Origin of the sequence: Paenibacillus cellulosilyticus, from assembly GCF_003182255.1 — a bacterium.
GTDB classification, from domain to species: domain Bacteria; phylum Bacillota; class Bacilli; order Paenibacillales; family Paenibacillaceae; genus Paenibacillus_T; species Paenibacillus_T cellulosilyticus.
In genome coordinates, this window is the sequence record NZ_QGTQ01000045.1 from 20,075 (window position 1) to 38,606 (window position 18,532).

The 18,532-nt window shown below is 51.2% G+C and carries 14 protein-coding genes and 1 pseudogene; 14 read left to right on the forward strand and 1 reads right to left on the reverse strand.

All coding sequences use genetic code 11. From position 1 onward, the window contains the following. Positions 1–80 precede the first annotated feature (80 nt). The 6 genes from DFQ01_RS29385 (at position 81) to DFQ01_RS29410 (ending at position 10,986) form a co-directional block, all read left to right on the forward strand. Positions 81–1,403, forward strand: coding sequence for an ABC transporter substrate-binding protein (locus DFQ01_RS29385; protein WP_110047496.1), 1,323 nt, complete (start codon positions 81–83; stop codon positions 1,401–1,403). 124 nt (positions 1,404–1,527) lie between these two features. Continuing rightward, positions 1,528–2,412, forward strand: coding sequence for a carbohydrate ABC transporter permease (locus DFQ01_RS29390; protein WP_110047497.1), 885 nt, complete (start codon positions 1,528–1,530; stop codon positions 2,410–2,412). A gap of 2 nt (positions 2,413–2,414) precedes the next feature. Further along, on the forward strand, positions 2,415–3,245 hold the full coding sequence (locus DFQ01_RS29395) for a carbohydrate ABC transporter permease (protein WP_110047498.1): 831 nt from the start codon (positions 2,415–2,417) through the stop codon (positions 3,243–3,245). Between the two features lie 189 nt (positions 3,246–3,434). Further along, positions 3,435–8,249 carry a glycosyl hydrolase gene (locus DFQ01_RS29400; RefSeq protein WP_245946939.1) on the forward strand — a complete coding sequence of 1,605 codons (4,815 nt, stop codon included), beginning with the start codon at positions 3,435–3,437 and terminating at the stop codon, positions 8,247–8,249. Between the two features lie 1,091 nt (positions 8,250–9,340). Then, entirely contained in the window at positions 9,341–10,102 is a 762-nt protein-coding gene (locus tag DFQ01_RS29405; protein WP_110047500.1) for a sugar phosphate isomerase/epimerase family protein, read from the forward strand. Between the two features lie 281 nt (positions 10,103–10,383). Next, the gene (locus DFQ01_RS29410) at positions 10,384–10,986 is read left to right on the forward strand and encodes a hypothetical protein (protein ID WP_110047501.1); all 603 of its coding nucleotides are present in this window, start codon (positions 10,384–10,386) and stop codon (positions 10,984–10,986) included. Positions 10,987–11,047: 61 nt separating this feature from the next. Here DFQ01_RS29410 and DFQ01_RS29415 read toward each other — a convergent pair whose 3' ends face one another. Beyond that, positions 11,048–12,373: a PepSY-associated TM helix domain-containing protein gene (locus DFQ01_RS29415; protein WP_110047510.1), complete on the reverse strand. Its 1,326-nt coding sequence runs from the start codon at positions 12,371–12,373 to the stop codon at positions 11,048–11,050. A 248-nt stretch (positions 12,374–12,621) separates the two neighbouring features. Here DFQ01_RS29415 and DFQ01_RS29420 point away from each other — a divergent pair, with 248 nt between their 5' ends. The 8 genes and pseudogenes from DFQ01_RS29420 to DFQ01_RS29455 all read left to right on the forward strand — a co-directional run bounded on the left by DFQ01_RS29420 (position 12,622) and on the right by DFQ01_RS29455 (position 18,085). After that, entirely contained in the window at positions 12,622–13,293 is a 672-nt protein-coding gene (locus DFQ01_RS29420) for a response regulator (protein WP_245946937.1), read from the forward strand. Between the two features lie 13 nt (positions 13,294–13,306). After that, positions 13,307–13,555 (forward strand): annotated as a pseudogene (locus DFQ01_RS29425) (response regulator transcription factor); the annotation flags it as partial. A 167-nt stretch (positions 13,556–13,722) separates the two neighbouring features. Then, positions 13,723–14,115, forward strand: coding sequence for a FixH family protein (locus tag DFQ01_RS29430; protein WP_146216940.1), 393 nt, complete (start codon positions 13,723–13,725; stop codon positions 14,113–14,115). Beyond that, positions 14,112–15,443 carry a right-handed parallel beta-helix repeat-containing protein gene (locus DFQ01_RS29435; RefSeq protein ID WP_110047505.1) on the forward strand — a complete coding sequence of 444 codons (1,332 nt, stop codon included), beginning with the start codon at positions 14,112–14,114 and terminating at the stop codon, positions 15,441–15,443. The genes DFQ01_RS29430 and DFQ01_RS29435 overlap by 4 nt, the downstream gene beginning before the upstream one ends. Then, on the forward strand, positions 15,440–16,018 hold the full coding sequence (locus tag DFQ01_RS29440) for a nitrous oxide reductase accessory protein NosL (RefSeq protein ID WP_245946938.1): 579 nt from the start codon (positions 15,440–15,442) through the stop codon (positions 16,016–16,018). Before DFQ01_RS29435 ends, DFQ01_RS29440 begins: the two co-directional genes overlap by 4 nt. Positions 16,019–16,020: 2 nt before the next feature. Beyond that, a complete protein-coding gene (locus DFQ01_RS29445) occupies positions 16,021–16,839 on the forward strand; it encodes an ABC transporter permease (RefSeq protein ID WP_110047506.1) in 819 nt (272 codons plus the stop codon). Next, entirely contained in the window at positions 16,832–17,554 is a 723-nt protein-coding gene (locus DFQ01_RS29450; RefSeq protein WP_110047507.1) for an ABC transporter ATP-binding protein, read from the forward strand. The genes DFQ01_RS29445 and DFQ01_RS29450 overlap by 8 nt, the downstream gene beginning before the upstream one ends. Before the next feature lie 15 nt (positions 17,555–17,569). Next, complete coding sequence (locus DFQ01_RS29455) at positions 17,570–18,085, forward strand: TlpA family protein disulfide reductase (protein ID WP_110047508.1); 516 nt, start codon at positions 17,570–17,572, stop codon at positions 18,083–18,085. The last annotated feature ends 447 nt before the right edge of the window (positions 18,086–18,532 follow it).

The window sequence follows — 18,532 nt, forward strand, 5'->3', positions numbered from 1 at the left end:
CAGACCATTTTATTGCGAAATGGGAGGGGGTATACTCAATTTGCAAGCGGTACCAAACATTAATCGAGGGGGATTTAGACGTGAAAAAATCTTTATCGTTATTGTTAGTTAGTGCACTTTCGCTAACTATGTTAGCAGGATGCGGAAGCGACGACAAGAAAGAAGAGACGAAAGCTGCTGATACGGACAAGGAGTCAACGTCGGCAGCATCGACGGATACGGAAGCGGGCAGCACGGACGGAGCAGGCGACATCAGCGGCAAAGTCGTATTCCTGACGAACCGTACCGATATGGTCGGCAAGCAATACAGCGATTATAAGAAACGTTTCGAAGAGAAATATCCGAACGTGAAGATCGAATTCGAAGCTGTGACGGACTACGAGAAAACAGAGAAAATCCGTATCGCAACAGGCGAGTATCCGGACGTTGTACTGATCGGATCCGGCATTCCGAACTCGGACTTCCCGAAATATTTTGAACCGCTGGACGATATTCAGTTCTCCGGCGACATCAGCTTCAAGGATCTGAAGTCTTATGAAGGCCACATGTACGGCGTATCCTCCGGCGGCAGCACGGTCGGTATCGTTTATAACAAGAAAGCGTTCGAGAAGGCTGGCATTACGGCAGTTCCGAAAACGTTGGACGAGTTCTACGCAGCAGCTCAGAAGCTGAAGGATGCTGGCATCACGCCGCTCGCTTCGAACTTCAAAGACAAATGGCCGCTTGACACTTGGATCTACGATGTACCGACAATGATCGGCGGCGCTTCGGATCATCAGAACAAACGCGCAGACAGCGACACGCCATACACGATGGACGGCGTATATGGCCAATCGTGGTCGATCCTTCGCACGCTGTACGAGAAGGGCTTCCTGGAGAAAGACATCAACTCGACGAACTGGGAGAATTCCAAGAAAGACGTGGCACAAGGCAAGTTCGGCATGTATCTGCTCGGCAACTGGGTCATTAACCAAGTCATCGAGAACGGTGCAGCTTCGGAAGACGTCGGCTTCTTCCCATTCCCGACGGACAATTCCGGCACGCTGAAAGCACCTCTGAACCCGGACTGGTTCTATGGCGTGAACAAGAACGGTAACGTTGCAGCTGCCAAAGCATTCGTGAAATGGATGATCGAAGAATCCGGCTTCGACGATTTCGCTGGCCTCATTCCTACGCTGAAGGACAAGCAATCGAATCTGGCTCAGCTGGCCGAGTTCAACGGCTACAACCCGCAATACATCGAGGCAGGTCCTTCGAACGACGTTGCAACGTCGATTCAGAACGCTGCACAGATCGACCAAGGCAAAGTCGTTCAAGAATTCGTACTTGCGCCAGATCAACAATCCATTCTGGACAAATACAACAAGCTGTGGGCGAATGCGAAGAAATCGGTTGTGAAATAAGCAATAAACATTAGAGATTAGCCCCCGTGGAACGGATGTCGTACCGGACATCCGTTTCTAAGGAGCGCTTGATACGCCTCTGAGGTGCATCAGCAATACAAGTGATGGGAGAGGGATGGGTGCTATGCTCAGCAGGCTTCCTTTTGGAACACAAAAGAAAATCATAATAATATCGTTCGTCGCGCTGCCTCTTCTACTATTATTAACGTTCTCTTACTATCCGGCGCTGGAGCTCGTTCGGCTCAGCTTTACGAACTGGGACGGCATGAGCCCGGACAAGGACTGGGTTGGATTCAAGAACTACCATGAAGTATTCAGCAACTCGGAAATTTTCGGTGTATTCAAGCATAATGTGGCTTACTTCGTGGTTGGTATTGTGCAAAATATTGCTGCGATTTATTTCGCAGTCGTGCTGAACGGCAAGCTGAAAGGGAAGTACTTCTTCCGTTTGCTTCTATTCCTGCCTTATATTTTGAACGGCGTAGCTGTCGCCTATGCTTTCGGCTATGTGTTCGATACAACGAATGGATCGCTTAACTTCGTGCTTGGCAAGGCTGGACTTGGCTCGGAAACGAGCTGGCTTGGAACCGAGAAGTTCGTGAACTATACGCTGGCCTCTATCGGCTTCTGGCGTTTTATGGGCTTTAATATGGTCATTTATTTGGCAGCCCTTCAATCGATCCCTGGTGATCTTTATGAAGCAGCGTCCATCGACGGCGCGAACAAATGGCAGCAATTCCGCTTCATTACGCTGCCTAACATCTACAAAATTGTTGAGCTAAACCTGTTCCTGACTGTAACGGGTGCCCTGGAAGTATTCGACCTTCCATTCGTGCTTACGAACGGCGGACCGGCAGGAGCGAGTGAAACCTTCGTCATGAAAATTCTCGAGACTGCATTCCAGTTTAACAACTATGGGCTTGCATCTGCTATGAGCGTGGTCTTGTTGATAGGTGTCGTAATCGTAATATCGATTCAGCGATTCTTCTTGAGTAGGAAGGGAGACTAACCATGACAAGAGAGAATCCGATCTGGACCTTCATCAAATATTTGTCGCTCTTGATCGCGGCACTCGGCATCCTGTTCCCGCCTTATGTGATCGTCACTAACGCATTTAAGACGCCAGAGGAATTCGTGAATAAGTCGACAATGTCGCTGCCCGATAGCTTTCTGAACTTCAGCAACTTTGGAGACGCATTCGTAGAGGCGGATATGGGACGCGCTTTCGGCAATACGCTGATCATCCTTGGCGTGACGCTTGTGCTGAACGTGCTGTTGGGCTCGGCCTTCTGCTACGCCGTATCCCGGTTCAAATTCAAGCTGCAAGGGCCGCTCGTAGGCCTGTTCCTATTCGCGACGATTATCCCGCAGATTACGACGCAGGTCGTGAACTATAAGACGATTCAAGGCCTTGGGCTGACGAATCATCTGATGGGACCGACGCTGCTGTATGTGGGCGCCGATATTTTGCAAATTTATATTTACCTGCAGTTCATTCGCAACATCCCGTATGACCTGGATGAGGCTGCGATGATGGAAGGGGCTTCTCTGTTCAAAATCTTCTATTCCATCATTCTGCCGCTGCTCGGCCCAGCGACGGCGACGATCGTCATTCTGAAGACGATCTCGATCTACAACGATATGTACACGCCATTCTTGTACATGTCCAAACCGGATAAGGTCGTTGTATCAACCGCGCTAATGCGATTCTTCGGTGTGAACAGCGGCGACTGGCAGATGGTGTCTTCAGCCATTCTGATCATTATGATTCCGACAGCGATTATGTATTTAATTTTGCAAAAGTATATTTTCGCAGGTGTAACGAGTGGTGCGGTGAAGTAGCATTCGCGAATGAGAGGGAGGGGACTGATGAGGTTCCCTCTTCTCTTTAATCAGCTATTTGTAAGCGCTTTATATGGTGGCGACCGTCATTGTAAGGGGGTGAAAGCCGCAGGCGGTTGCAGCTTCAGTGCGTGTGCATATGCGAGGAAGACGATCTAATAAAACGGAGAGTGAACCGAGTTGAACAAGATGAAGAGTGGGTCGAGTGCGGTATTGGCTGCCATGCTGTCGGCATCGCTGCTGATAACGGGAACGGCGCAGGCTGCGGGTCTGCCGGAAGCGGGCGCGAAGCAGGTAGAACAGCAGGCTGGCACAAGCAATGCCAAAGCGATCAATTGGGCTGAAGCCGTCATGACCAAATGGGCGGGTTACGGCATTATTAAAGGTGCGGCGGATGGATCGCTGAGACCGAATGACAAGGTAACGCGGGCAGAGTTTGCTGCGATTATGAATCGTTTGTTCGGCTACTATGTGAAATCGGACCAGTTGTTCACCGATGTGCCGAGTGGAGCTTGGTATGAGAGTGAGCTAAGCATCGCGCGTGAAGCGGGGTACTATCAGGGCTATGAAGGCAATAAAGCGAAGGCTTCGGCGAACGTAACGCGCCAGGATGCGGTTACGCTAATGGCTCGCGTGTTCCAGTTGGCGAATGCAGATGACGGTGCGGGTCAGGCATTCACAGATGCGGAAGCTATTCGATCCTACGCTCAAGATGCGATCGCGGCGATGAGCGGCGTTATTCAAGGGTATGGTGATGGTTCGTTCCGCCCAAACGGGGAGATCACGCGCGCGGAATTGATGACGGTTATCGATCGTCTCGTGGCTTCCTTTTATTATAAGGAGGGAACGTTCGTAGGCGGGGAGATCAAGGGCAATGCCGTTATTAACCATACGGGTGTGACGCTGAAGGATGCGGCGGTCGCGGGCAATCTGTATCTGGCACCTGGTCTTGCAGACGGCGAAGCGACGATCGATAACGTATCGGTTACTGGCAAGACGTTCGCTGCCGGAGGCGGCGATCACTCCATTCATGTGAACAGCAGCAAGCTCGGACAGCTGATTGTGGATCGAGCGGAAGGCAGTGTTCGTATCGTTGTCGCGAGCGGCTCCTCTGTCGGTGAGGTGATGTTTAACTCCGCTGGGCATTTGGTCTTGGAGGACGGCTCCTCTGTTGAGGCGATTACGGTAAGTACCGAAGCTAATGGTTCTGAGCTGGACGTGGAAGATCTTGATGGCGAGGTTGAGCTTACGCTTCAAGGTGGAAGCATCGTCATTAATGGCGAGACGATTGCGAAGAGCGGTACATACACGTGGAAGGATGGCAAGCTGCAGTCCAGTGTCTCGGAAAGCGAGAATGGCGATAATGGCAGCGCAAGCGGAACGGGCGGCATTATTGTAGGCGGCGCTGGCTCTACTGCACCGACGGTTAATCTTGTTGACGATCAGGCATCGGCAGAGACGAAGTCGCTGTTCGCTTATTTGCAAGGAACGCGAGGCAAGGAGGTGTTGTTCGGCCATCAGCATGATACGGACGTATCGTTTGCGGGCAAGGACGGCGACGACAATGTAATCTCCGACGTGAAGAACGGCGTTGGCGATTATCCGGCTGTGTTCGGCTGGGATACGCTTAGTCTGGAAGGACGGGAGAATCCGCCGGGCGTGGCTGGCGATTATGAAGCGAGCCGACTGGGCCTTACGGCTGCGATGAAGCATGCGCATGAGCTGGGCGGTATCGTGACGCTAAGCACGCACCCATACAACTTCGTAACCGGGGGCAGCTTCAACGATACGAGCAATACGGCAGGGGCGACGAAGTCGGTCGTGACGCGCATTTTGCCAGGCGGCGATAAGAACGATGCATTCAATGCCTATCTGGATCGCATTGCGGATTTCGCAAGTGGGCTGAAGGATGATAACGGCAAGCTGATTCCGGTGTTGTTCCGTCCGTTCCATGAGCAGAACGGCAGTTGGTTCTGGTGGGGAGCGGCAACGACGACGAAGGCCGAGTATGCGGAGCTGTATCGCTACACGGTTGAATATTTGCGCGACGTGAAGCATGTGCGCAACTTCCTGTACGTGTATTCGCCGAACGGCTCGTTCAATGGCAGCGAGACCGAGTATTTGACGACCTATCCGGGCGATGATTATGTCGATATTCTCGGGATGGACCAGTATGACAACCGCGACAACGCGGGCAGTGAATCATTCCTAAGCGGATTGGTAAAGGATCTGAAGATGATCAGCCAGGTTGCGGATCGCAAGGGCAAGATTGCGACGTTGTCGGAGTACGGCTACAGCGCGCAAGGGATGAAGGTAACGGGCAACAACGAGACGCAGTGGTTCACGAAGGTGATGGATGCGATCAAGAATGATCCCGATGCCAAGCGGATTGCGTACATGCTCACGTGGGCGAACTTTGATGATAATACGAATTTGTTCGTTCCTTACAAGAATGTCGCAGGCATAGGCGATCATGAGCTGCTAGAAGATTTCATTCATTTCTATGAGGACCCTTATACCGCATTCGCAGGTGAAATTCGCGGCGATAACGTGTACGGTCAGAAGCTGAATGCGGCGGTGGAGCAGCCGTTCCTTCATATTGTATCGCCTACTAATGTAGGTACGGCAAGTGAAGCGACGACGGTCATTCGGGCCAAAGTGAATGATGCATCGCCAACGAAGGTCACGTACAGCATCGGAACGAGCGGCGAAGAGAAGACGATGTCGCTGGATAGCAGCGGCTACTACGCAGGTGACTGGAAGCCGAGTGCGGAGCTGAACGGCAAGTCGGCATTGATTACGGTCCATGCTTATTTGCCCAATGGCAAGAAGCTGGAGCAGCAAATTTCGGTGTTCGTGAAGGTGCCAGAGCTTGCGCTGCGTACGTTCACCTTCGATACGCCGGAGGAAACGCAGGCGACGGTTAGTGATTTTGGCCATTGGCCGGACAGTATTGCAATGAGCTTGGGTCATACGCTCGTTGGCAATGACGGCAAGCTCGCAATTAACGTGGCAAGCGGCCTGTCGGCTGCTGATACATGGCAGGAATTGAAGCTGAAGCTGACGGATGCAGCGCTGGATGGCGTGAGCTTGGCGCAGGTGCAGCGCTTGAAGCTGTCGGCGCTTATTCCAGTATCTGCAGGTAGCGCTGGCGCTTCGATGCAAGCGATCGCGATGTATCAGGATGCATGGGACGTCAAGTATGGCGAGAATGCAACGAAGCAGACGCTGGCAGATCTGCCGCAGGTTAAGGTAGATGGTGTCGACTACTACCAATACAATGCTGTTATTGAGCTCGGTAACGCAAGTGCAGCTTCTATTGCGCCAGGACTTATTGTCTCGCTCGTAGGCAGTGGCCTGTCGTCGACTGAGCCGATCTCGATTCTTGTTGACGACCTCGGTCTCTATAACGCGTATACGGCACCGGTGCTGGATACGAGCCTTGTCGATGATTTCGAAGGCTACGGCGGTTCGACGGATGCACTCGCTGCGAAATATTCGAAGGTCGTATCGGGTGGTACGTTCAGCGTTGCGCTGGATAGCAGCAGCAAATCAGGCGGGGATTACGGCATGAAGCTGCAGTATACGTTTGATCCGAATGCGATGGGCTATGTCGGCGTGAATAGAAGCTTGGGCACGTTCGATTGGTCGAGCAATAACGCATTGAAGCTGTGGGTGAAGACAGGTGAAGCTGGGGAGTACGCGGAAGAAGGCAAGCCGCTTAAGCTCGTTGTACAGGTTGTCATGAACGGCACGTATTATGAGGTATATCCAACGCTTGCGGCGTCGAGTGAATATCCTCTTGTTATTCCATTCAGCGACTTCAAGGTTGCGCCATGGAGCTCGGGTGGTCCTGTTACGAAAGAAGCGCTGCAATCGGTCACGAACTTCAATCTATATGTGAATGCGATGGACAATGACAGCCACAGCGGAGAGTTGGTTGTCGATGAGATTCGTGCGGTTCATCAGGATGGCCTTCCAGAGCTGGGTGAACATAATGAGCAGCCAGGAACGCCAGCGGGTGTGCTGTATCAATTCCAATCCGCGGTTGATCTGACAGGCTGGAAGCTGGAGAACAACAACGCCAATGCTTCCGCTATTGGCTATGATGCTGGGGAAGGCGCGCTCTCGGTCGATTTCCCGCTGGGCAATGGTGGTACGCCTTCTTCGGCGCAAGCGTTCGAGCTTGTCACCTATCCGACAGGGCTTGATCTGTCCAAGCTCGATACGATGACGGCTAATGTGAAGCTGAGCCAAGGGACTGCTAAGGCTCGTCTATTCCTGAAGAGCGGCAGTGGATGGACTTGGGCGGATAGCGGAACGGCGGTCACTATTGATTCGAACGGCTATACGGCGCTGACGATTTCGCTGCAGGATGCATTGGCGAGCAATGCTAACGTGAAGCTGGACGACATCAAGCTCATCGGCATTAAGGTCGAGGAGATTGGCGATGGTACGGAAACGGCGAAGCTGCTGCTGAAGGATCTTGCCTTGGCAGCGGCGCTGCCGGAGGTGTCATTCGGATTCGATTCAGATACGCAGGGCTGGACGGGGAACGCTGCGAGCAATCTGACGGTTACACAGGATGTGTATACCGACAATGGACAAGATTATGGTGTGCTGAAGACGGCTGTCACATGGCCGGAGGGCAGTCCATACTTGGCGATAAGCAAGGCAGACAGCCTCGATCTGAGCAGCTTCAAAGGGCTGACCGCAAAGGTGAAGATCGATTCGACAGTTGCTGGCGTACAAGCGAAGTTATTCATCCAGCTGCGTAACTGGGTCGTATGGATCGATTCTGGCGCGTTGTCGGCAGACGGTGATGGTTTCGTCACGTTCAGGATCGATTTCTCGAACATGAGCCCGTGGGTGCCGGATGGAGCAGAGCCATTCACGGTTGACGACCTGAAGTCGGTCAACGCAATCGGCATTCAGATCGTAACCCCAAGCGGCGAAGCAGGTACGGCAAATGTGTACGTCGATGAAGTGAAGGCATATCGGTAAGGTGAAGTGATCAAGGACCTCGGCTTCCACGTGAGTGGGAGCGAGGTCTTTTTTTTGCTGCGGAGCCCCGTGGGAACCGTTGGGATCGACATCCTACCACAAGCCGTGGTAACCGTAAGAGGTTCGCCGTCCATTCGCAAGCCCATGGTAACCGTTAGGATTCGCCCTCCAACCGCAAGCTGCTTTGAACAGTAGCTACGCTATGTATGTGCTGGGAGTTGGAGTGGGTTGGCGTCAGCGTTACGTCTAACGGTTGCCACATCGGCTATGATGGTGTAAATGCGGTACTTGGCGCGCTAACGGCTGCGAGAGAGTTTATTCGTGCAAAAGTGGTGTGTTTGTGCTCAAAACCATGCCAATAAGAATCACGGCAACCGTTAGTTGTTGGAAACGAGCGATTGGAGCGCAATAAGCCCCGTGACAACCGTTAGGATTCGTCATCCTACGCAAGCTCCATGGCGACCATTGGAGGTTCGTCCTTCTATGGCAAGCCATGGCAACCATAAGAGATTGCCAACTATACACAAGCTGCTGCTTCGAGCAGCAGCGATGCACATGTTGGTAGTTTGCGTTGGCGTCAGCGTCTAACGGTTGTCATAGCGGCTATTAGGTTGAAAATACGGTGTTTGGAGTGCTGATGGTTGTCAGAGAGCCTATTCGGGCAAAAGTGGTGCGTTTTGCGCATAATCGAGCCAGTAAGCATCACGACAACCGTTAGCGGTTGGAAACGAGCTATCCGAGCGGAATAAGCCCCGTGGCAACCGTAGGGCTCGTCATCCTACGGCAAGCCCCGTGAGCAACCGTTAGGGCTCGCCATCCTGCGGCAAGTCCCGCGGCAACCGTAAGAGGTTCGCCCTCCAATCACACAAGCTGCTTCAAATAGTAGTGATGTACGTGCTGAGAGTTGAGTCAGCGTCCAACAGGTGGACAAATCCAAAGTAATCAATTCTACATCAGATTACCGCAGGATATGCAAAGTTTCACACAAAAATTGCGAAGTTTATGCATTTATTTAATGTTACATTTAGTTTAAACAATCAGCAAAGATAGAAGTGAAAGGTTACAAAAAGTTAATCGGGAGGAGCTATTCTATGATTAAAAGATTAGGCGCACAGCTGTATACCGTTCGCGATTATGTCAAGACTCCTGAGGAGTTCGATGTCACGATCCGACGGATAAAGGAGATGGGCTACACTACCGTTCAGGCTTCTGCTCTGTGGCATTTGCCTGTAGATGAAGTAGCTTCCATTGTACATTCTCACGGCCTAAGCATTGTGCTTACCCATATGGGATACGATCGGTTTACGAATGATCTGGACGCATTGATCAAGGATCACCATACTCTGGGGTGCAAGCTTGCGGGTTTGGGAGGTTTGCCGAAACAATTCTGGAGCGAAGAAGGTTATAAAGCTTTTGCGAAGCAATTCCGTGAAATTGCTGACGAGCTTGACCAGAACGGACTCAAGTTTAGTTACCATAACCACAATTTTGAATTCGAGCGATTCCAAGGGAAGACAGGCATGGAGATCCTTATGGAGAATACGAATCCGGAGACGTTTCTGTTCACGCTGGATACGTATTGGGTTCAGGCTGGCGGCGGCAATCCGGCCGCATGGATCCGCAAGTTGAACGGGCGGATTGAAGCCATCCATTTTAAAGATATGACGATCATTGACGCCGAGCCTGTGATGGCTGAGGTAATGGAGGGAAATCTGGAGTGGACGGATATTCTTCATGCCTGTGAGGAGGCAGGAGTCGAATGGTATCTTATCGAGCGGGATGCGGGGCCATGCGAGGCCTTCGAGAGCCTGCGTATCAGCTACAGCAATCTGAGCAAAGTTGGGTTCGCTTGAGTTCCTCTAGGCGGGGATTCTCTTGTGTCGTGGATGAAGCAAAGTTATATCGGTAATGGATCGTTCGAAGAGGGTCTTCGGCTCCCGCAGATGTGGGAGTTGAAGGTTTTTTTTTATGGGGAGGATTTCGAGAAGTGAGATATAGCGTGCCTGAGCACAGATAAAGCATAGCCATTGGAGTAGCCCTTTCGGGTCATTCTAGCGCTAAATGCACCTCCATATAATCTGAACTAGCATACGAGCGTAGCTAGCATAAATGCATCAATAAGGAGGGTAATAGGATGAAGGCAAGCTGGCGAAGAATTGCTGGAAGCACAATTGCGTTAATGGTGCTGCTGCCCGCGCTTCCTGCGGCTGCGCATGATCATGGACAGGTGGCGGCAGACGGAACGGGGTTGTCGACGCTTACGATTAATACGGCTATCGGTTCGATCGTATTTGTCCTGCTGGCAATTACGGCTTATCTGTTACATGCCCGATCATTGGATAAACAGCTAAGTCCAATGGCGGGCATGATGGCGTCAATGACGGTTGCGATGGCCGCAAGTCTTACCATTGGAACAACAGCGGGCATTCTGCTGTCCCAGATGTTCATCTCGACGGTGATAAGCGTTGTCTTCGGAATGGCGGTTGGATACCTGGCCGGCCAAGGCAGCAGTATGCTGGCGGCAATGGACGGCATGCTATCCGGCCTTATGGGCGGCATGATGGGGGCGATGCTAGGCGTGATGGTTGTTGGGGAGTATCCGACATTATCCATTCTGTTTATGGACCTGGTTTTTGTCGGCTGCATGAGTGCGCTGTATCGTTTCTTGGAGCTGCACTCTGCCCGGCGTGAACATGAAGCTGAAACTGAACACTCGATACATCCCTCTTCTCTCTAGAACAAGAAGGCCTGTGCAACTGTAATGCTGCATAGGCCTTCTTGCTGTTTATTGCGTTTATTTAGTTCATCCACGCTCTGACTGCTGGAATACGACGCAGAATAAGCCAATCGAGAATGAGGGCAGCGATAAGTGTAATGCCGACAAGAGGGAGCAAGATAGCCATTATAATGACAATCGCAGCAACGCCCTTCTGCAGCTTGTATGTATGGTTCGCGCCAGGTGCGCCGAGCTTCATCGATCCCTTCGGGCGGCGCCGCCACCACATGACGACACCAAGGAACGACGTGCCGGCCAATGTGATGCAGGCAAGCAGACAGAGCACGAGATTGGCAGTACCGAAATACTTTCCTTCGTGAAGGGAGATGCCGATCTCGATCGCTTTGGCAGCAATCCCGTAGTCATCATAACGAAGGCTTACCAATGTATTTCCGCTGTACTGATCGATGTGCATCGTGGCCTCGTCTTTAATGGTTTTCGGCCAGACGGAGACGGTGTACACGCCCTTATCGTCTTGCGGAATGGCGATCGTGTACCCATCCACGATTTTCTCAGCGGAAGCAATCGAGATGACGTTCTCGATTGGAATGCGAGGCACGCCGTTTTGCGAGGATTCAGGTACGGGCAAATTCTCGGCTGCCCATGGTACCTGCATGATGTCTTTCGTTGGTGTTTTGGATTCCGGAGAGTACCACATATAGTCCGGATAACCGGTTTTTGTTGAGTCTGTCGCTTTGCTTATGTAGTTGCCGGTAAGTCCGGACCATGGAAGTCCCGTAACGACAAGCATGAGCACGACAATCGATAACCAGAACAAGGGCACTGCATGCAAGTCGCGTATCATGATTTTGGAGCCGCTGCGAAGACGCGGCAGCCAGGTTCCGAATACTTTATTCCTTCCGCGTGGCCACCATAGGTATATACCGCTAATGAGAAGAACGATAGCCCAGCAGGCTGCGACTTCGACGATTTTGTCCCCGATCGAATTGCTGCCAAGCATCAGGCTTCCGTGCAAATCGCGAATACGCTGGGTCAATGTAGTCGATGGGTCCAGACTGCCTACAATTGCGCCGTTATATGGGTTTACGAATACGGTCAGCGCTCCTAGTGGACTGTCTATGCCGACAGCAGCGGTCTGATCCGGTTTGAAGGCTGGGGTATAGCTTGTAATAGGATGGTTGGGATACGCTTTCCTTACGGCGTCGATTTGCCATGAAGGCGAGATAGGCTCGCTGTCTTGCTTCTCGATGTGATACAAATGTGCAAAGCGCGCGTCATCGATCTGGTCTTTGAACAGATAAATTCCGCCGGTAACAGCCAGAAGAATGAGAAACGGCATGCAGATTATACCTGCATAGAAATGCCATCTCCATACGGCTGCGTACATCCCTCGATTGCGAGGCGTGGTTTTGAAGCTGTTTTCTGTTGTTTTGGTTGGCTGGATCAATTGCGATTCCAGTGTGATCCCCTCCGTTTACTTGGACCTGCGTGATTCAACACACATCTTACTGAAAAAATCAGCTGTTTGATATAACTCAAAAGGGCTATATCCCGCTTGAATTGTCACAGCTTGTCCACCAATATGACTCGATCGAGTCATAGTCATTCAACAGGCAGTTCCCTATGATGGGAGAAATGATAGAGCGTAAGGAGGAGATGGCAGTCATGCAGGTGCGTGTATTGATTGTCGATGACCATCATCATGCAAGGGAAGCGATATGTGAAATTTTATCCTATCAGCCGTCATTTAAGGTTGTTGGAGTTGGGAAAAATAGCGCGGAAGCGCTCAGGCTGACAGATGAATTTATGCCGGATTTGATACTGATGGATATTAATATGCCAGATATGAACGGCCTGGAAACGACACGCTTGATTAAGCTTAAATATCCGGTTATCAAGATCGTTATGATTACGGTATCTGACGATATTACCCACTTGTTCGAGGCGATCAAAAACGGGGCGCAGGGCTATTTGTTCAAAAACTTGTCGCCGAGCACGTGGCTCGAATATTTGGAGACGATCATATCGGATGAGGTCCCGTTCTCCCGCGACATCGCGGGACAAATTCTAAGCGAGTTTTCGCTTCTTCAGCCGTATGACAATGATCAGCCTCTAACGCCGCGGGAACGCGAGATCTTAGGCTGGGTAGCCAAAGGGCTCACGAATAGAGAAATTGCTTTCGAATTGGATATCTCGGAGCAGACAGTAAAGAACCATTTAAAAAATATATTGCAGAAGCTTCATCTTGCGAATCGAGTGCAGCTCACGCGCTATGCGTTCGAGAACGGCTGGGTAAGACCGGAGTGATAAAGTACAAGCGATGGATCTAGAGATGAAACGGATTTTATTAGTTGATGACGAGTGGCGAATTCGTAAATTGCTGCGCATGTACCTTGAGCGGGAACATTACCTTATTGATGAAGCGGAAAACGGCGAAGATGCGCTTCGCATGGCGCTTTCGTATAATTACAAGTTAATTATGTTGGACGTCATGATGCCGGGCATGACAGGAATTGAGATGTGCCGATCGATTCGGCGGCACAAGCAGATGAATCGTTTAATGCTCTCACCGTGATACCTTGCGCATACCGACCAATGAGAATGACGGAGACCCCGTGTAATCGTCATAAAGCGTTCATAAAGTCACACTCTCAATAGCCCTAATGGGTCATTTGGCATATGCGCCTAATGAATACAATGAGAAGCATAAACTATAAACAGAAAGGGATGACGACATTGAGGGGAAAGACGCTTTTATTCGTCATGCTGAGCTGTCTCTCAATAATGCTGTTGTCTGGATGCACGAACAGCACGGCTGCTCAAGGCCAAGATCCGGCTAATGTGAAGGTTGAGCTTGCCACTGATCCGACAATGATGAAGGCTGGCGAACAAGGCAAGCTTATCGCTGCTATAACGGGCATGGTCCTCGCGGACGACGCGCAGGTGGCATTCGACATACGCAAGCCGGACAATAAAGGACTTCCTGAAATTATTAACGCCGAAGCCGCAGGGGGCGGGAAATTCAGTGCAGCGAAGACTTTCGATCAGCCAGGTACCTATACGGTATATATTCATCTATATCAGGATGACCTGCATGTGACGAAGCTCAAAAAGCTGGAGGTTCAATGATCAAGCGCAGAGGATGGCTCGCCGCATGTCTGCTTCTGCTGGGTGTGTTTGTATGGATCGCCCCTTGCGCTGCTTACGCATCGCTGGATAAGGGTACCATTCAGCAGTTGATTGACGAGGCGAAGCCTGGCGATACGGTAACGATCGCGCCTGGCGAATACCGCGGAGCAATCACCATCGACAAAAGCGTTACGCTCGTCGGAGAGCCAGGCACGGTCATCGTTAACGATGCTGCTCAGCCGGCTGTCACGATTACCGCTGATGGTGTCTCGGTTAGTGGTATTACCGTCGAGCAGCGGTCAATGGAGGAGTCGACTGCGATCGAGTTGGTTGCCTCGAACACGATGCTGTCCAATCTCGACATCCATACGCACGCTTTCGGCATACGTTTGCGAAAGTCGAATCGGAATGAGATTGCAGACAATTCGATTCAATGGCTCGGAGAGATGTCTGGCCAAGAGGTGAAGATGTCGGCGAAACGAAACGGAATCGATCTCTATGATTCACATGACAATGTCATCAGCGGGAATAGAATCTCTTCTATGAATGACGGGATCTATCAGGAGAGCAGCCATCGCAATCAGGTCATAGGCAACCGGATTGACCATTCACGGTACGGTATTCATTGCATGTACACGGAGGGGACGATTGTTCGGGGCAATGCAGGGAACTACAATGTGACCGGCGCGATGGTAATGGGGGTAACGGATGCCATAGTTGAAGACAACTCGTTCACTAAGCAGAGCGAGAATGTCAATTCACAGGGGTTGCTGCTGTTCGATGTTCATACCTCGACGATAGCCAACAATCGAGTAGAAGGCAATCGCATCGGCTTTTATGTCGAGCAGTCCAGCAAGAACGATATTCGGAATAACAGCATTGAACGGAATTTTGTAGGCATTCAGTTTCTGGAATCCGAAGGTAACGAGCTGCAGGCGAATGATTTCATCGCCAATGTCATTAATGCGGAGGCGACGGACAGCCCAGACAATCGTCTGACAGCGAATTTCTGGGACAACTTCAGCGGGATCGACGCGGATGGTAATGGCCGCAGCGACATTTCTTATGCGATCAATCCATTTTTCCAACAGCTGACGCACCAGACGCCAGCTTTCCAGCTATTCTTCCAGTCGCCGGGTATGCAGTTTCTTGAGACGATGATGCAATCCGATCGATCGTCCTGGACGGTAGACATAGAACCGCTCATGATGCCGGCAGGCCAACAGGCAATGGCAGGCAAGCACAATTCCTATACGTTCTGGGTGAGCTTGTGTCTGCTCCTTATCAGTACAATTATCATTTATAATACGGGGGTTAAACGAACATGAACTCAACAAAATTAATGAAGTTATCGGTTACTGCATGCTTGCTGTTCCTTATGGTGATGTTAGCAGGTTGCGGTGGAAAAGAGTACAAGGCCGTTGCAATCAATGAAGATACGGCCAAATGCGCGGTATGCAACATGCAGGTTAAGGATGATGCGTACGCGACGCAGCTTGTTACGGAGAATGGCAAAGTTTATCTGTTCGACGATATCGGCTGCATGCACGAATGGGAAGCAACGAACCCGAACGAAGAAATCGGCGCTTCCTTCGTTCGTGACTACAATGACAACGAATGGATTAAATATGAGGATGCGTACTATGCTTATGATGCTTCCTACCGTTCTCCGATGGCGTATGGGATCTATTCGTTCAAGGACAAGGAATCGGCCGATGCATTCGTGAAGTCGCAGGATAAAGGCGTTGTCATGACAAGCGCAGAACTGGCGAGCCACTCTTGGCAGCAGAATACAGACATGATGGGCGGAATGGATATGAGTGGACATGACGAATCGGCTCATTCCGAAATGGACGGCGATATGACAATGGACGATGCATCCTCGGATGCACATTCCCACTAAGCATGGATTTCCGTACCATTGCTATTCGCGAGATTCGAATGGGCTTTCGAAATCCATGGGCCTATTCCTTCATGGCGCTATTCATCGTATTCAGCATTATCCTGCTTCTAATTAATGCCCGCAACGCAGTGGAAGGGTATTCCGGCGTTACGAGTGCAATGTTGAATCTAATCTTATATCTCGTGCCACTCATGTCGCTGCTGTTAGGCTCCTTCTCGCTTACTGCTGAGAAGGAGGAGGGCAGCTGGCGGCTCCTATCGGCATATCCGCTTGGAACCTTATCGTTTATTGTGGGCAAATATGCAGGTCTTACCTTGGTGCTGTGGGTCATCATGTTCGTTGGCTACGGCGTCTCTGGTATGCTGGGGGCAGTATTCGGCGGAGGCTTCGCGATTTCGGACTTTGTGCTGTTTATTGCGTTCTCAATGGGCTTATCCTTCTTATTCGTCGCGATTGCGATGATGATCGGCACCTTCGCGAGGAATCGCTGGCAGGCGCTCACAATTAGCGTATCCATCTGGTTCTTCGCCGTTATCGGCTGGTCGTCGCTGCTCGTGGCGATTCTCGGGATGGTGCCTTATCTCTATGTCAAGCCTGCACTTATCTTTCTTACGTTTCTCAATCCGGCCGAGCTTGTTCGATTGTTCGTCATTGTGAAGCTGGGCGGAGGCTCCATTCTCGGGCCGGAATATTACGATTGGGTGCACTGGATTGGCCGGGCTGACGGCACGTTATGGTTCATACTGATTTGTACGCTCTGGGCGGCTGTGGCAGCCGGAATCGCCTATATAATCTGGGAGAGGGGGCGTCATCGTGAGTGAGTCGGTGCTGAGCGTATCAGGTGTACACAAGACGATCAAGAAGCAGGCGATCCTGCATGGCGTCAGCCTTGAGGCAGCCAAGGGGCGTGTCATTGCTCTCTGCGGAGGCAACGGAGCAGGCAAGAGCACGCTGCTACGGATAATAGCCGGCGTTTCGCAGCCAACAGAAGGTTCGATTCAAGTGGCAGGTCAATCGTGGAAGAGCAATCGGAAGCGATATGCGGAGCAGATCGGCTATATGCCGGACGATTACTTGTTCAGCCATGGTCTGTCTGCTGAAGAGACGCTTGCCTTCTGGGCATCCCTGAGAAGGGTCGGCAAGGAAGCTGTGCGGCAGAAACTTGAGCTTGTCGGCCTTTCGGAGGTACGTCGCAAGCCTGTTACTTCCTTCTCCAAGGGAATGCGTCAGCGGCTGCTCTTCGCTCAAGCGCTGCTCGGTGATCCGGCTCTGCTCGTGATGGATGAGCCAACGAATGGGCTTGATCCGTATTGGATGGACTCCTTCGTGGAGCTGGTTCGAACGGTCAAGGATGCAGGCCATACGGTCATCTTCTCGACGCATCAGATGCAAGTGGCTGATGCGATCGCCGATGAGGTCATTTTCCTTAAGGAAGGCAGAATCGTGCAGAGTGGGCCCGTTGAGGCTTATCGGGAAGACAGCGGCAGTCTTGGGCTGTATTCAGCTTTCCAAGCTTTGTTCGGCTATGAGGCTTAAGGAGGAATCTGGCCGATGAAACGAACAGTGCAAAGGTATGTAGGCATAGTTTTGCTGGCGCTGCTGGCAGGTGCGGCTCTTTTCGAAGTTGTACAGAAGCTTCAAATGGACCATGAGGCTATTGCCATTGGGAGTCCGGCTCCCGCAATTGTTGCTCAGAACACGAATGGGCAAGAAGTAAGGTTGTTCGATTATCGCGGCAAGCCTGTACTTGTGCAGTTCTGGGGCTCTTGGTGCACCTCTTGCGTGAATGAGATGCCGCTTATCGATCAGGCGGCGAAGCGGCGAGGCATACAGGTGCTTGGCATTAATGTGGGCCAGACGAGAGGGACGGTAAAAACATTTATAGACAAGCTGGGGATAACGTATCCGCAGTTGCTCGACCCGAGCGGCGACATTATGGAGGCCTATCAAGTCAAGGCGCTGCCGGTCACCGTGCTGATCGATTCCGAGCAAAAGGTGGCTCAGATTGTGACGGGACAATTCGCCTCGGTCGATGAAATTGAGAAGCTTATTGAGGATTATTCCTAACAGTTAAGAATGATAAAGGACCTTTGCTTCCGAGTTTGTACGGAAGTTAAGGTCCTTTTGGTTTGCATACGCTAAAGATGGGACAGGGAGAATATGAGGTTCGTTCGTAAGCAAAAATTTGTGGAATCCGCGAGCGATATCGATGTTAACGGTTCTCTCCGCAGTTATTGTTGTGAAACATAGGAAATTGGAGTGCAAACGGTTGAGGGAGAGACTATTGGGGCAAAAATGGCGCGTTTATGCTCATAATCGAGAAACTAAGCTCCACCGCAACCGTCCCTCGTATTTAAGGGTTTCTCTCACGAATGCTCAACCATTCGCAGGATTTCAACTATTAAGATGTCGGATGAAGCGATGGAATTAGGGCTGACAGTTGTTGATGACACAGTCGGGGTATGCAGGAACAGAAGTTGCGTTGATGCGCACTTCTCTTTAAGTTCTACTGCA